16 protein-coding genes are annotated in these 13,465 nt (G+C 60.4%); 3 read left to right on the top strand and 13 right to left on the bottom strand.

Annotation, left to right across the window (positions count from 1 at the left end; genetic code table 11):
* Nucleotides 1-20: 20 nt before the first annotated feature.
* The gene (locus QD408_RS04220) at nucleotides 21-665 is read left to right on the top strand and encodes an HD domain-containing protein (RefSeq protein ID WP_414138454.1); all 645 of its coding nucleotides are present in this window, start codon (nucleotides 21-23) and stop codon (nucleotides 663-665) included.
* 9 nt (nucleotides 666-674) lie between these two features.
* Entirely contained in the window at nucleotides 675-1,532 is an 858-nt protein-coding gene (locus QD408_RS04215; protein WP_414138453.1) for an MOSC domain-containing protein, read from the top strand.
* Nucleotides 1,533-1,648: 116 nt separating this feature from the next.
* On the opposite strand, the gene QD408_RS04210 is transcribed toward QD408_RS04215, so the two are convergent.
* From QD408_RS04210 to rpoZ, 12 genes are all read right to left on the bottom strand, one after another.
* The gene (locus QD408_RS04210) at nucleotides 1,649-2,644 is read right to left on the bottom strand and encodes an aldo/keto reductase (RefSeq protein WP_414138452.1); all 996 of its coding nucleotides are present in this window, start codon (nucleotides 2,642-2,644) and stop codon (nucleotides 1,649-1,651) included.
* Between the two features lie 99 nt (nucleotides 2,645-2,743).
* Nucleotides 2,744-3,514 carry a DNA repair protein RecO gene (gene recO, locus QD408_RS04205; RefSeq protein WP_088683390.1) on the bottom strand — a complete coding sequence of 257 codons (771 nt, stop codon included), beginning with the start codon at nucleotides 3,512-3,514 and terminating at the stop codon, nucleotides 2,744-2,746.
* 87 nt (nucleotides 3,515-3,601) lie between these two features.
* A complete protein-coding gene (locus QD408_RS04200) occupies nucleotides 3,602-4,075 on the bottom strand; it encodes a hypothetical protein (protein ID WP_414138451.1) in 474 nt (157 codons plus the stop codon).
* A gap of 105 nt (nucleotides 4,076-4,180) precedes the next feature.
* Entirely contained in the window at nucleotides 4,181-4,933 is a 753-nt protein-coding gene (locus QD408_RS04195; protein WP_414138450.1) for a Crp/Fnr family transcriptional regulator, read from the bottom strand.
* A 149-nt stretch (nucleotides 4,934-5,082) separates the two neighbouring features.
* On the bottom strand, nucleotides 5,083-6,024 hold the full coding sequence (era, locus tag QD408_RS04190) for a GTPase Era (protein ID WP_414138449.1): 942 nt from the start codon (nucleotides 6,022-6,024) through the stop codon (nucleotides 5,083-5,085).
* Between the two features lie 7 nt (nucleotides 6,025-6,031).
* Entirely contained in the window at nucleotides 6,032-6,751 is a 720-nt protein-coding gene (gene rnc, locus QD408_RS04185; RefSeq protein ID WP_088683394.1) for a ribonuclease III, read from the bottom strand.
* Nucleotides 6,748-7,491, bottom strand: a complete 744-nt coding sequence (gene lepB / locus QD408_RS04180; RefSeq protein ID WP_414138448.1) for a signal peptidase I — start codon at nucleotides 7,489-7,491, stop codon at nucleotides 6,748-6,750. The genes rnc and lepB overlap by 4 nt, the downstream gene beginning before the upstream one ends.
* Nucleotides 7,492-7,605: 114 nt before the next feature.
* On the bottom strand, nucleotides 7,606-8,010 hold the full coding sequence (gene acpS, locus QD408_RS04175; RefSeq protein WP_088683396.1) for a holo-ACP synthase: 405 nt from the start codon (nucleotides 8,008-8,010) through the stop codon (nucleotides 7,606-7,608).
* Between the two features lie 37 nt (nucleotides 8,011-8,047).
* A complete protein-coding gene (locus QD408_RS04170; RefSeq protein ID WP_088683397.1) occupies nucleotides 8,048-8,638 on the bottom strand; it encodes a DUF2062 domain-containing protein in 591 nt (196 codons plus the stop codon).
* A 162-nt stretch (nucleotides 8,639-8,800) separates the two neighbouring features.
* A complete protein-coding gene (locus QD408_RS04165) occupies nucleotides 8,801-8,950 on the bottom strand; it encodes a DUF3563 family protein (RefSeq protein ID WP_004675049.1) in 150 nt (49 codons plus the stop codon).
* 194 nt (nucleotides 8,951-9,144) lie between these two features.
* Complete coding sequence (locus QD408_RS04160; protein WP_088683398.1) at nucleotides 9,145-11,379, bottom strand: RelA/SpoT family protein; 2,235 nt, start codon at nucleotides 11,377-11,379, stop codon at nucleotides 9,145-9,147.
* A 125-nt stretch (nucleotides 11,380-11,504) separates the two neighbouring features.
* On the bottom strand, nucleotides 11,505-11,909 hold the full coding sequence (gene rpoZ / locus QD408_RS04155) for a DNA-directed RNA polymerase subunit omega (protein WP_088683399.1): 405 nt from the start codon (nucleotides 11,907-11,909) through the stop codon (nucleotides 11,505-11,507).
* Nucleotides 11,910-12,204: 295 nt separating this feature from the next.
* On the opposite strand from rpoZ, the gene QD408_RS04150 reads away from it, so the two are divergent.
* Nucleotides 12,205-12,786, top strand: a complete 582-nt coding sequence (locus tag QD408_RS04150; protein ID WP_088683400.1) for an NYN domain-containing protein — start codon at nucleotides 12,205-12,207, stop codon at nucleotides 12,784-12,786.
* Nucleotides 12,787-12,890: 104 nt separating this feature from the next.
* Here QD408_RS04150 and smpB read toward each other — a convergent pair whose 3' ends face one another.
* Entirely contained in the window at nucleotides 12,891-13,370 is a 480-nt protein-coding gene (gene smpB / locus QD408_RS04145) for an SsrA-binding protein SmpB (protein WP_008522540.1), read from the bottom strand.
* Nucleotides 13,371-13,465: the final 95 nt, after the last annotated feature.

The raw sequence follows: 13,465 nt of genomic DNA, 5'->3' as shown, positions 1-13,465 counted from the left end.
TCCCAACGACAGGTGACGCAATGTTCGCTGCCGAAGCCTTCTCTCCTCATGAAACGCTCGCAGCGGCGCTGGTCCCGCATGCCGCCGAAGGCGACGACGGCTCGCACGACCTCGCCCATATCCTGCGCGTCTTCAAAAACGCCATGCGCATCCATGCAGGAGAAGGCGGCGACGGGCGGATTCTTGCAGCCTCCGTTCTTCTGCACGACTGCGTCGCGGTCGAGAAGAATTCACCGCTGAGGGCAAAGGCGTCTGCGCTGGCAGCGGAGAAGGCATCGGCGATCCTGGCGGAACTCGGCTGGAGCGAGGCGGATATCGAAGCCTCGGCCCATGCCATCACCGCCCACAGCTTCTCGGCCGGAGTGGCGCCCCGGACGCTTGAGGCGAAGATCCTGCAGGATGCCGATCGGCTGGACGCGATCGGCATGGTCGGCGCGGCACGTTGCTTCTATATCGGCGGACGGATGGGATCGGGGCTCTACGATCCGTTCGACCCCGCAGCGGCGAACCGTCCGCTCGACGACAAGCGTTACGCCATTGACCATTTCCAGACGAAACTGTTCAAACTGGCGGAAGGATTCCAGACCGAGACCGGTCGCAGGCTCGCCGCCGCGCGTGACAAGAGCCTGCGCGATTTCCTCTCGGCCTTCATGGACGAAATTTAGGAGAACGGCATGCGCGTCAGCGACCTCTTCATCTATCCGCTCAAGAGCGCCCGCGGCATTGCGCTGCCTGCCGCCGATATCGATGCCTTTGGGCTTCCCGGCGACCGGCGGGCGATGATTACCGATGCGCAGGGCCACTTCATCACCCAGCGCGAGCTGCCGGACCTCGCACGGATCGATGTGCGGCCGGAATCGGGCGCCTTCCGGCTGCGGATGCAGGGAAAGACTGATATATCCGTGCCGCCGCCGCAGCCAGAAAGCCGCATGGATGTGGCCGTGTGGAAATCCACCGTCAGCGCCGCCGTCGCCGATCCCGAAAGCAACCGGCAACTTTCCGAATGGCTCGGCCGTGAGGTGCAACTGGTGTTCTTCGACGGGCACGCACGGCGGATGGCGAATGCCGAATGGGCCGGCGAAGGCACGCCCGTCAGCTTCACCGATGGCTATCAGATCCTGGTGACGACGACCGGCTCGCTGAAGGCTTTGAACGCCGATCTCGCCGCCCATGGCGAAGGCAGCGTCGGCATGGACAGGTTCCGTCCAAATATCGTCATCGATATCGACGAGGCCTGGCCGGAGGACCGCTGGGCGGCCATCGAGATCGCCGGCATCCGCTTCGATCTCGTCAAACCCTGCTCGCGCTGCATCATGACGACGCAGGACCAGCTGACCGGCTCGCGCGACGTATCCAACCCGATGCCGGCCATGGGCCGCATCCGCATGTCGGCCGATCGGCGTGTCCCCGGCCCGCTCTTCGGCTGGAACACGACGCCGCGCGGCAGCGGCAGGATCTCGATTGGTGACGCAGTGAAGATCATCGAGGCACGGCCGGAGGGCTGGGCGATGAAGGTCCGCGCACGGGGGTAGGCCGAATTGCGGAAGGGCTGTTTGAACGGCGCCTCATCCGTATACGTCGCAACATGCTCCCTCATTCCTGTGCCCGTCACAGGAATGAGGGAGCATGGGGAGAAGTTCGCCGTCTCTCACGCGCGCGCGAGTGCGGCGTCGATAGCCGCCATGACGTCAGCTGACAGCGGTCCTTTTTCCAGCGCGCCGGCGTTTTCCTCGACCTGGGCGACAGTACGGAAACCCGGAATGGGAAGGGTGCGCGGGGAGCGCGCCCAGAGCCAGGCAAGCGCCCCCTGCGTCAGCGAGCGGCCGCCCGATGTCAGGAGATCGCGCACGGCATCGAGCCGCGCGGCGAATTCCGGGGCCATACGTCCGTCCTTGAAATAGACCATCCAATCGAGGGCGGCGCCGCGTACATCCTTGGCGCCCACAGCCTTGTCGGCGGTGAATTTTCCGGTCAGCAGCCCCATGGCCAGCGGGCCGCGATTGATGGAGATGAGGTTCTCTTTCTCGATCACCCCGATCATTTCCGGCACCGGCTCGAAGACGTTCATCGTATGCTGAACCGAAACATAGCCTTGGCGGCCGACATGGCGGCCGGCGCGATCCGGATAATCGGTGCTCCAGCCGAACGCATCGATCTTGCCCTCGGCGCGCAGCGCTTCCAGCACGTCGAAGACGGCATCCGACTGTTCCAGCGGAAAGTCGTTGAGGTGGAACTGCAGGAGGTCGAGGCGGTCGCGCCTGAGACGGCGCAGCGAGGTCTCGACCGAGCGGCGAATGAAGGCCTCATCGGCAAAGGCGCCCGTTGCCTGCTTCGTTTCGGGGTCGGTGGCGAAACCGAACTTGGTGGCGACGACGATATCCCCGCGATTGCCGATCGCCCGGCCGAGCACCTCTTCCGAATGGCCGGCGCCGTAGTTCGAGGCCGTATCGAAGAAGCGGATGCCGAGTTCGATGGCGCGGCCGATCGCAGCAACCGATTCATCGTCGTCGACCTCTCCCCAGCCGAGCGGCGTATCGCCGGCGTAGAAGGGGCCGCCGATCGCCCAGCATCCCATGCCGAGGCGCGGAATTTCGCGGCCGTTCCAGAGCGTGATCGTCGTCGATGGTTGGGGCTTGGTCAGCATGAGATCCTCCTTGGCTGGCTGTCCCCAAGACATAGGAAGCGCTTATGAGCCGGTAAACCGCCAATTCCGGAGGATGATTTGCAGCAGTAAAAAACGCCGTCAGGCCGAAATGCCGTTCGGGCCGGACCGTGTTCCCAAGGCCGGATCAAGCGCCTTGAGCGCGGCCTGGACGAAGCCGTCGCGGGCTGCCCCGGCCTCGATGCCGCGCGGCTCGTAGACGTGGCGGTGCAAAAAGAACCCCGTCAGCCGGAATGCAGCGGCAAGACTGTCGAAATCGGCCGCATGGCTGCCTTCGCTTCCGAGGAATGGCGGCAGGAGAAGCATCTTGTCGGCCCACGGCGCTCCGGCGCTGCGGCTGACGGCGCGACCGGATTTCGGCGAGACATAGGCAAGGTCGGAACGGGCGCCGGTTGCGGCGCATTCGGCTAGATCGAGGCCGAAGCCGAGATCGTTCAGCACCGCGAGCTCGAAACGCACGAAGAGTTCGCCGGCATCGGCCGGATTGTGAAGGTGATCGAGGATCACCTCCAGCGCATCGAAGAGATGCGGATGCGGGTCGCGCTCCGGCAGAAGCCGCAGCAATGCGCCCATCGCCTGGACGCCGTAGACGGCAGTCGCCGTTTCCATCAGGCGGGCGGCACGCAACGTCACCGGCTCGACCCGGAATTCACCGAGATGCTCGTCGAGCCTGGCACGCCAGATGACCTCCACCGCATTGCCCGGCTGCAGTACCGGCTGCATGGCGCGCGAGCGGCCGGAACGCACCATGCCGAGATGGCGGCCGCGATCACGCGTCATCACCTCGGCGATGACGCTCGTCTCGCCATGGCGCTTGACGCCGAGAATGATCGCCTGGTCCTGCCATTGCATCGAAAGAAGCCTCTACGGATGACGAATCCATCCTAATGCAAGGGCCGGCTTATGTCATGAAAGGCTTCACGCGGCGGCCGGGCCGCGTCAGGCTGCGGCCGGGAATAGTCTCTGCAGGAATTCCCGCATCGCCTTTTCGTCGAAAGGTTTTACCAGCAACGGGATATGCTGCAGGTCGGGCGGGAAATCGCGCGGATCGGAATAGCCGCTGACGAAGCCGAAAGCGATGCCGACATCGAGGAGATGACGGGCAAAGCCGAAACTCATGCCCTCGCCGAGATTGACGTCGAGAAGAGCAAAATCATACCTCTGCGCAGCGATCGCGGCCCTCGCCTCTTCCAGACTGCCGACGATATCGATGCTCTGGACACCGGCCAGGCGCAGAATATCTTCGGCCTCCATCGCGATGATCAGACTATCTTCAAGAACCAGAACACGGATTGCGCTCATGATTCCATGCCCTCTTCGGGCCGCCCCAGCCGTTTCGCCAACATCATTGCCCTCCGGTGCCCCGCATGGCACGCTATCGGTGAATTCCGCCACCATGTCAGAATAAAACATTTTTCCGCCCCGCCGATAAGAATCGATCGGAGGATAAGATGACGACCGACCTTATTTTCCCAACTGCTAATCCGCATTTAAAAAAGACATGACCAAACCAATTGGCTAGATGAAGGGCCGCTTGCCTTCTCCGAGCCCTTCCCAGCCGGAGATCACCTTCAATTCCTCACCGTTCAGCACCTCGCAGCCGCGCTCCTGCCAGCGGATCAAGCCACGTTCACCGAGCTTTTTCAACGTCTTGTTGGTGTGTACGATGGAAAGACCCAGCGTGTCGGCGATGTGCTGCTGGGTGATGGGAATGAATTGGCGGCCATTGAAGAGCTTGAGCTGCCGGCCGCGCTCGAAGAGAAAAGCGATCAGGTAGGCCGCTCTTTCCAGCGCCGTGCGGCGGCCGATACTCAGGAGATGCTCGTCCAGGATTCGCTCCTCGCGCGCCGCGATCCAGGTGATGTCGAAGGCAAGCGATGGGTGTTTATTATAGAGCGTCATCAGCCTGTCACGCTCGAAAACACACAGCGAAACGGGGGAAAGCGCCTCGACGGAATGCTGCATTTCACCAACGATCGTGCCCTGCAGGCCGATCAGGTCGCCCGGCATGATATAGTTCAGGATCTGCCGCCGCCCGTCCTCGAGCATCTTGTAGCGAAAGCCCCAGCCGGCAAGCACGGTAAAGAGATGAGCGCTGTGTGCGCCTTCGACGAGGATGGTGGAACCGGCATCGACGGCAAGCTCGCCTCTCTTGAACCGTGCGACGAATTCCAACTCCTCGCGGCTGAATTCCCTGAAATGCGGCAAGGGCCGCAAGGGACATAGCTCGCAAGGGGTCTTGAAAGAATGAATGCGTCTCGACGTTGTCATGCCTGCCCTTGCGATCACGCAAACCGGCGGCCCATCATCGGCGCGCCGTCGAGCAAGGAATGCACAAAGGCTGGATTCGTTCCGGAACGAGCCGGATTTTTTCTACGGAAACAAGGGACTGGCGTCCACCCGATGAAATCCTTGCCAGTCTATTTCGGGAAATCGAGACCCATCTCGCGGAACCGCTCGGGGTCATCACCCCAATTTTCGCGAACCTTGACGAACAGGAAGAGATGGACGGTCTGCTCGAGGATCTCAGACAATTCCTTGCGGGAGGCCGTCGAGATCGCCTTGATGGTTTCGCCGCCCTTGCCGAGCGCGATCTTCTTCTGGCTGTCGCGCTCGACATAGATCACCTGCTCGATGCGCACCGAGCCGTCCTTGCGCTCTTCCCACTTCTCCGTTTCGACATGCGAGGAGTAAGGAAGCTCCTGGTGCAGACGCAGGAACAGCTTTTCGCGGGTAATTTCGGCGGCGAGCTGGCGCATCGGAAGGTCGGAGATCTGGTCTTCCGGATAGTACCAAGGCCCCTCGGGAAGCGTGTTCGCCAGATAATCCATGACGTCGTCGCAGCCGGAGCCGTTTTCGGCTGATATCATGAAGGTGCGTTCGAAGGCGATCTTCTCGTTGGCGGCAGCGGCCAGCGCCAGCAAGTCCTCGCGGTTGACGCGGTCGATCTTGTTTAGAACCAGGATCTTCGGCTGCCGGACTTCCTTGAGACCTTCGAGGATGGCCTCGGCATCGCCGCGCAAACCGCGCTCGCTGTCGATCAGCAGCATGATCAGATCGGCATCCTTGGCGCCGCCCCAGGCAGAAGTCACCATGGCGCGGTCGAGCCTGCGGCGCGGCTTGAAGATGCCGGGCGTATCCATGAAGACGATCTGGGCATTGTCGTGGATCGCAATGCCGCGGACGATCGCACGCGTCGTCTGAACCTTGTGACTGACGATCGAGACCTTGGCGCCGACGAGGCGATTGACCAGCGTCGACTTGCCGGCATTGGTCGGCCCGATCAACGCGACGAAGCCCGAATGCGTCGGGCCATTGGCTTCTACGGCAGCTTCGGCCGCGATATCTTCTTCTTGTGTCATCGTCCCGTCAGTTTCCGGCAGGCGATTGCTGCCAAATGCCTTCACGCTCGAGCATCTTCGTCGCCGCGACCTGTTCGGCGGCACGCTTCGACCGCTCTACGCCGGTTTCGGGCTTTATGCCAGCCACTTCCACCGTCACCTTGAAGCGCGGATCATGATCCGGCCCGCTGCGTTCATCAACCCGGTAGATGGGCGTGACGCCAAATTTCGCGTGCGACCATTCCTGCAGCTCGGTCTTGGCGTCGCGCTTGGCGCCATCGGCCCTGACCGCCCTGCCCTGCCAGTAGCGCAGGATGAAGCGGCGGGCGACTTCAAGGCCGCCGTCGAGATAGATTGCGGCGATCAGGCTTTCGACGACGTCGGCGCGCACGTTCATCATGCGCTTGCCGGTCAATTTCTTCACGTCGGCACCGGTGCGGATATAGAGGTGAAGATTGAGCTCGTCGGCGACCGCGGCACAGGTTTCGGCGCTGACGAGCTGGTTGAGGCGAACCGAGAGCTCGCCTTCCCCCGCCGTGCCGAAGGTGCGGAACAAAAGCTCGGCGATGCAGAGCCCAAGCACCCTGTCGCCGAGGAATTCCAGCCGTTCGTAATTGCTGCCCTTTTCCGTGCGAGCGCTGGCATGGGTCAGCGCGCGGTCCAGGCGCTCCTTTTCGGCGAAGTCGTGACCGATCAGGGCTTCGAGCTTAGCGCGGTCGGCAGCAGAAAGCGTCTGCGCCTTACTCATTCAACGACCTTGAAGAGGCGATCCCAGCGCATGTTCGTCGGCCACTTCCAGATTTCGCGGAAGGATGTGTCGTTGCCGAGCGAGAAGAAGATGACGCTGGCGCGGCCGACGAGGTTTTCCGCGGGCACGAAGCCAACGTCGAAGCGGCTGTCGGCCGAGTTGTCGCGGTTGTCGCCCATCATGAAATAGTGGCCTTCAGGGACGATGAACTCACGGGTGTTGTCGCCGCGCGTTTCCGGTGACTGGTCGAGCGTGTCATAGCTCTTGCCGTCGTCGAGCGTCTCGCGGAACACCGGAACGTCCGCGCCCGGATCGAGCTTGTAATCCGACGTGAAGGCACCGTCCGCCACCTTCGGAACCGGCTTGCCGTTGACGTAGAGAACACCTTCCTTCATCTGAACGCGATCGCCCGGCAGGCCGATGCAGCGCTTGATGTAGTCGATCTCGGGATTCGGCGGGAAACGGAAGACGACGATATCGCCGCGCTTCGGATCGGAGCCGAACAGGCGGCCGCTGAAAATGTCGGGCGAGAAGGGCAGCGAATATTTCGAATAGCCGTAAGCGAACTTATTGACGAAGATGTAGTCGCCGACGAGCAGCGTCGGCATCATCGAACCGGACGGGATCGTGAAGGGCTGGAACAGCACAGTTCGGATCACCATCGCCAAAATCAGCGCCTGAATGATGACTTTGATATTTTCCCAGAGGGCGTTCGGCTTGGTATCGACTTTTTCGGACACGCAGTCTTATTCCTTCAAGACGCCGCGGAGGCGCAATTCTTTCTGTTGTTCTCTCTAGCGGCTTCGGCCGGTTGCGGCAATGGCGACAACATCAAAAGCGACGAGACGTCGCGATCAGAGGCTCTCGGGCAATGCCTCGATAATCACGAAGGCCTGCGCCAAGGGATAATCATCCGTTATTGTCAAATGAATGGCGGGTCGGTGGCCCGCCGGCAGCATCGATTCCAGGACGACGGCGGCAGCACCTGACAGCACCATGGTCGGCTTGCCGCTCGGCAGATTGACGACGCCCATATCCTTCCAGAAAATGCCCTGCGCGATCCCGGTGCCGAGCGCCTTTGAGCACGCCTCCTTGGCGGCGAAACGCTTCGCGTAGGATGCGGCACGGTTTGCGCGCCGATCCGAACGGGCGCGCTCGACCTCGGTGAAGCAGCGGTGGGTGAAGCGCTCGCCGAAACGCTCGATGGATTTTTCGACACGACGGATGTCGATGAGATCGCTGCCAATGCCGATGATCATGCGGAGCCTTCCGTGATTTAAGAATTCTGCATCGGCTTCATACGCTCGGCATGTCGCCGGCCGGACCGGCAAAACGCAGGCGCGCCCGCTCCATCAACCGCATGCGGCGGCGCGTCTGAAAACCCTTCACGGTGTAGAATGTCAGCGCATAGAGCGCAACTGCCGTCACCGCCGCCGGCGGGATGGCGCCGATCAGCATCGGCTCCAGCACCGGCTTCCAAAGCTCTGAAAAGTTCAGCTTGTGAAAGAGGGCGGCGAGATCCACCGCCTGGCCTGCCAGATGATCTTCGCGGCTCAACAGCAGATGGCCGATTTCCCAGGTGATACCCCAGATGAAGGGATAGGTCAGCGGATTGCCGAAAGCCGCGCAACCGAGCGCGGCAGCCACCATATTGCCCGAGAGGAAATAGGTGATGACGAAGGCCATGATGAAATGCACGCCGATAAAGGGCGTCCACGAGACGAACACACCCGCAGCGACCCCGGCCGCAACCGCATGCGGCGAAGCGCTCAGACGCAGGATGCGCATTGTCAGATAACGGATCGGGCGAAGGAAACCTTTACGGGGCCACAAAAGCTCCCGCATCTTTTCCTTGAATCCCGCAGGCTTGCGACGGCGAAACAACATGGCCGGTATTTAGTGCAGCGCACGCGGCCATGACAAGAGCGGCAAATGATACCAGCCGAAAAACAGGCCGCCTCTCCTCGCCGTATCGAGAAGGCTCTTCATGCCGAGGGGCGTCCGTTACGCATAACGTCCCTCACTTCAGTTCAAGTATAAAGCTCAGTATCAACGGCTGCGGAACAGACCGCGGTCGACCTGGCGCTGACGAAACTCGAGATCGATACGATCGAACGAGCCGTTGAGGTAAGCCATTTCACGTTCCTGCGTGGTCGGAGCGCGAAGGGCGCGGGCGATTTTCCTGATAGGATCAAACATTATCTTGTCTCATCTTCTGTTTGCGTTTCGATGACCAGAAGATAGGCCCGGCAAAGGTTAATTACCACAGCCGAGACATGGAGACAGCCATGCGCAAATTGCATTGCTTGCCTTTTCGGCGAGCCAGCCCGACCACGAAACGATCATAAAATGTGCAATTTTCCAATCAAACCCGTGATAGACTTAACGGCAGCTTACTCATAGAGCCGCCGGACGGTGGCAATGCAGTCCAGTTCCTTCATCTGGGCGAGCAACTGGTTGAGCTGGCGCAGGTCCCAGACCTCGACTTCGAGCATCATCTCGGTGAAATCGGCCGCTACCCGCACCGTGTTCAGCAAGCGGATATTGACGTCGAGGCCGGCAACGGTCTGAGCGACCTTGGCGAGCGTGCCGGGCTCGTTCAGCCCATTGACCATGATGCGAGCCATGAAACGCGACTTGTTGGCCTCGTCGAGATCCCAGCGGACATCGATCCAGCGATCGGGCTGATCGTCGAAACGCTGCAGGCTCGGCGACTGGATCGGATAGATGGTGATACCGTTGCCCTGATCCATGATGCCGACGATACGGTCGCCGGGCACGGCGCCTGTCGTCGCGAACTTGACGTCGACATTACCGGAAAGGCCGCGGATCGGCCCGATCGCGGCATCTGCCTCGATGTCCGCGTGGCCGCTGTCGAGCCCGGCTTTGGTCTTGCCGGGGATCTTGAAGATCATTCCGGCCGCGCTGCGGACATTGAACCAGCCATCGTCACCGGAGGGCTTCACGGTGACGCGCTCATCCTGATGATCGGGATAGACGGCGCGCAGCACATCGAGCGAGGACATCTCGCCGCGGCCGACGGCGGCGATGGCATCCTCGACATCCTTCTGGCCGAGACGGTGCAGCGCCGGCTTCATCGCCTCGCGCGAGAAGATTTTGCCGGCCCTGTCGAAGGTACGCTCGAGAATACGGTGGCCGAGGCCGGCATATTGCTTGCGGATCGCCATGCGGGTGGCGCGGCGGATGGCGGCGCGCGCCTTGCCGGTGACGACGATTTCCTCCCAGGCGGCTGGCGGAACCTGGACGCCGGAACGGATGATCTCGACCTCATCGCCATTTGCAAGCCGCGTCACCAGCGGCATGATGCGGCCGTTGATCTTGGCGCCGACCGTGGTGTCGCCGATATTGGTGTGCACCGCATAGGCGAAATCGATCGGCGTGGCGCCACGCGGCAGGGCGATCAGCTTGCCCTTCGGTGTGAAGCAGAAGACCTGATCCTGGAAGAGTTCGAGCTTGGTGTGCTCGAGGAATTCTTCCGGGCTGTCGCCTTCGGCGAGCGCCTCGATCGTATGGCGCAGCCAGGAATAGGCATTGGACTCGCGGGACAGGATGTCGCCATCGGTATTGGTGGCGCCGTCCTTGTAAAGCGTGTGCGCGGCGATGCCGAATTCGGCGATTTCATGCATGCGCTTGGTGCGGATCTGCAGCTCGATGCGCTGGCTGGAGGGACCGACAATCGTGGTGTGCAGCGAGCGGTAATCGTTCTGCTTCGGCGTCGAGATATAATCCTTGAAGCGGCCGGGCACGACACGCCAGCGCGTGTGGACGATACCGAGCGCGCGGTAACAGGAAGGAATGTCCTCGACGATCAGGCGGAAGCCGTAGACATCGGAAAGCTGTTCGAAGGACAGCGACTTCGACTGCATCTTGCGAAAGACGGAATAAGGCTTCTTCTGCCGGCCCTTGACATAGGCGCTCGTCAGGCCGCTTGCGACCAGGAGATCGCGCAGTTCGGCTTCGATCTTCTTGACGATGCCCTCGTTGCGCTTGGAAAGCTCTTCCAGCCGCTTGGTGACGGTCTCGTAGGCTTCCGGGTTCATATGGCGGAAAGAGAGCTCTTCAAGCTCCTCACGCATGTCCTGCATACCCATGCGACCGGCAAGCGGCGCATAGATTTCCATCGTCTCCTCGGAAATGCGGGCGCGTTTGTCGGCGGACATATGGTCGAGGGTGCGCATGTTGTGCAGGCGATCGGCAAGCTTGACGAGCAGCACGCGCACGTCGTCTGATATCGCGAGCAGCAGCTTGCGCAGGTTTTCCGCCTGCTTCGCCTTCTTGGTGACGAGATCGAGCTTCTTGATCTTCGTCAGCCCCTCGACCAGGCGGCCGATATCCTCGCCGAACAGTTCGTCGATCTCGGCGCGCGTCGCCGTCGTGTCCTCGATCGTGTCGTGCAGCAGCGCAACCGCGATCGTCGATTCATCGAGATGCATATCTGTGAGGATGGCGGCGACCTCGAGCGGATGCGAAATATAGGGATCGCCGCTCGCGCGCTTTTGCTGGCCATGCTTCTGCATGGCATAGACATAGGCTTTGTTCAGCAGTGCTTCATTGGCATCGGGCTTGTATTGCTGAACCCGCTCCACGAGCTCGTACTGCCGCATCATTCCAAAGCCACTCCGATAAAAATAAAAGCGCGCCAATCAACGATTGGCGCACACATGGGCAATAATATGCCTAAGCAATAAAGGCGCAAGATTGACGATTGGTAATCGTCGTTCCTTTTATGCGCTTAGTAGTCGTCGCTCTTTTCCGGCGGCACGAGGCCTTCGATACCGGCCAGCAACTCTTCTTCCGACATCTGGTCGAAAGTGATGGTTTCCGGCAGATCGTCCTGCTCCTCGCTGTCGGCTGCGACTGCGCCGCCGGCGGCGATCATGCTTGCCGGATCGGGCTCGGGCTCGTCGACTTCGACGTGCTTCTGGAGCGAATGGATCAGATCTTCCTTGAGGTCGTCGGGCGAAAGCGTCTCGTCGGCAATTTCGCGAAGCGCCACGACAGGGTTTTTATCGTTGTCGCGATCGATGGTGATCGAGGCGCCCTGGGAAATCAGCCGGGCGCGGTGGCTCGCGAGCAGAACCAGCTCGAAGCGGTTCTCTACCTTGTCAATGCAATCTTCAACTGTGACACGGGCCATTGCCTGTCCTTTACGGTCGTCATTTCGGGATTAGCACGCCGGATACAATTAAAACCAGGCAAATACAAGTTTTTCGTTTGGCCTCCCCTCGTCTTTATCCGCGGCTGAGCTAAATTCCATGGAGAATGTCACAATTCCATCTAAGGTTGCTTGGAATATGCCGAATCGTGCCCTAAATCTTTCATATATGAATAATTCATAAAGTAAGGACCAGATCGAAATCACAACACAAACCATTGTTTTCATTGGCTTCTGTGCCTGCGGATTTCGATTGCTCTCATTGGATTGGTAAGCGATGTTTGACCCACGCGAAAAAATTGCACTCTTCATTGACGGCGCCAACCTCTACGCTGCATCCAAGAGCCTCGGTTTCGATATAGATTACCGCAAGCTCTTGAAAGCATTCCAGAAACGCGGCTACCTCCTGCGTGCCTACTATTACACCGCCTTGATCGAGGATCAGGAATATTCCTCGATCCGCCCGCTGATCGACTGGCTCGACTACAACGGCTACAAAGTCGTCACCAAGCCCGCCAAGGAGTTCACGGATTCCATGGGCCGCCGCAAGATCAAGGGCAATATGGACATCGAGCTTGCGATCGATGCCATGGAACAGTCCGAGACGGTCGATCACCTCGTCATCTTCTCCGGCGACGGCGACTTCACGAACCTGGTCGAGGCGCTGCAGCGCAGGGGCCGCAAGGTCTCGGTGATTTCGACCATGTCGACGCAGCCGCCGATGATCGCCGACGACCTGCGCCGGCAGGCCGACCACTTTATCGATCTCTTGTCTCTGAAGGCCGAAATCGGCCGCGATCCTTCGGAGCGGGCGCCACGCCCCGCCGAAGTCGCCCCAGCCAGCGACTTCGAAGACTAAACGGTCTTGCGCTTTAAAGCCGACGTGCTCGTCAAAGCACATCGGCTTTTTTCATTTCGGCATGGCAATTACGCATGGCGAGCAGCACAATCGCCAGCCAATGATCAGCCATTGTCCTTCAGCAGCCGGCTCTTCTGCCTGTTCCAATCGCGCTCCTTCTCGGATTCGCGCTTGTCGTGAAGTTTCTTGCCCTTGGCGAGCGCCAGTTCCATTTTCGCCCGGCCGCGATCGTTGAAATAGATCTTCAGCGGGACCAGCGTCATGCCTTCGCGGTTGACGGCAGAACGGAGCCGATGGATTTCACGGCCCGACAGCAACAGCTTGCGGCGCCGGCGCGGTTCGTGGTTGAAGCGGTTCGCCTGCAGATATTCCGGCAGATAGGAATTGATCAGCCAGATCTCGCCATCTTCATCCGAGGCATAGGATTCGGCAATATTGGCCTTGCCTTCGCGCAACGACTTGACCTCGGTGCCCTTCAGCACGAGACCTGCTTCATAAGTATCGATAATCTCGTAGTTGAAGCGGGCCTTACGGTTTTCGGCCACGATCTTGTTCACCACGCGCTGGCTGCCTTTGGGGGCCATGACGACATTCCATTGCTTCAGGGCGCGAAAAGCCGCGCCCTCATTTCTTGCCCTTTTATGTAAGGGAACGAACCGACCTTGTGAAGACGGCCGGC

The organism is Rhizobium sp. BR 249 (assembly GCF_047445895.1).
Lineage (GTDB): Bacteria > Pseudomonadota > Alphaproteobacteria > Rhizobiales > Rhizobiaceae > Rhizobium.
The sequence above is the reverse complement of the archived record's forward strand: the minus strand, read 5'-3'. Positions and strand labels throughout refer to the sequence as shown.

What these genes read in the sequence shown, in the direction of transcription:
- QD408_RS04220 (WP_414138454.1), top strand. Translation starts at nt 21, where the DNA reads ATGTTCGCTGCCGAAGCCTTCTCTCCTCATGAAACGCTCGCAGCGGCG.
- QD408_RS04215 (WP_414138453.1), top strand. Translation starts at nt 675, where the DNA reads ATGCGCGTCAGCGACCTCTTCATCTATCCGCTCAAGAGCGCCCGCGGC.
- QD408_RS04210 (WP_414138452.1), bottom strand. Translation starts at nt 2,644, where the DNA reads ATGCTGACCAAGCCCCAACCATCGACGACGATCACGCTCTGGAACGGC.
- recO (WP_088683390.1), bottom strand. Translation starts at nt 3,514, where the DNA reads ATGCAATGGCAGGACCAGGCGATCATTCTCGGCGTCAAGCGCCATGGC.
- QD408_RS04200 (WP_414138451.1), bottom strand. Translation starts at nt 4,075, where the DNA reads ATGTTTTATTCTGACATGGTGGCGGAATTCACCGATAGCGTGCCATGC.
- QD408_RS04195 (WP_414138450.1), bottom strand. Translation starts at nt 4,933, where the DNA reads ATGACAACGTCGAGACGCATTCATTCTTTCAAGACCCCTTGCGAGCTA.
- era (WP_414138449.1), bottom strand. Translation starts at nt 6,024, where the DNA reads ATGACACAAGAAGAAGATATCGCGGCCGAAGCTGCCGTAGAAGCCAAT.
- rnc (WP_088683394.1), bottom strand. Translation starts at nt 6,751, where the DNA reads ATGAGTAAGGCGCAGACGCTTTCTGCTGCCGACCGCGCTAAGCTCGAA.
- acpS (WP_088683396.1), bottom strand. Translation starts at nt 8,010, where the DNA reads ATGATCATCGGCATTGGCAGCGATCTCATCGACATCCGTCGTGTCGAA.
- QD408_RS04170 (WP_088683397.1), bottom strand. Translation starts at nt 8,638, where the DNA reads ATGTTGTTTCGCCGTCGCAAGCCTGCGGGATTCAAGGAAAAGATGCGG.
- QD408_RS04165 (WP_004675049.1), bottom strand. Translation starts at nt 8,950, where the DNA reads ATGTTTGATCCTATCAGGAAAATCGCCCGCGCCCTTCGCGCTCCGACC.
- QD408_RS04160 (WP_088683398.1), bottom strand. Translation starts at nt 11,379, where the DNA reads ATGATGCGGCAGTACGAGCTCGTGGAGCGGGTTCAGCAATACAAGCCC.
- rpoZ (WP_088683399.1), bottom strand. Translation starts at nt 11,909, where the DNA reads ATGGCCCGTGTCACAGTTGAAGATTGCATTGACAAGGTAGAGAACCGC.
- QD408_RS04150 (WP_088683400.1), top strand. Translation starts at nt 12,205, where the DNA reads ATGTTTGACCCACGCGAAAAAATTGCACTCTTCATTGACGGCGCCAAC.
- smpB (WP_008522540.1), bottom strand. Translation starts at nt 13,370, where the DNA reads ATGGCCCCCAAAGGCAGCCAGCGCGTGGTGAACAAGATCGTGGCCGAA.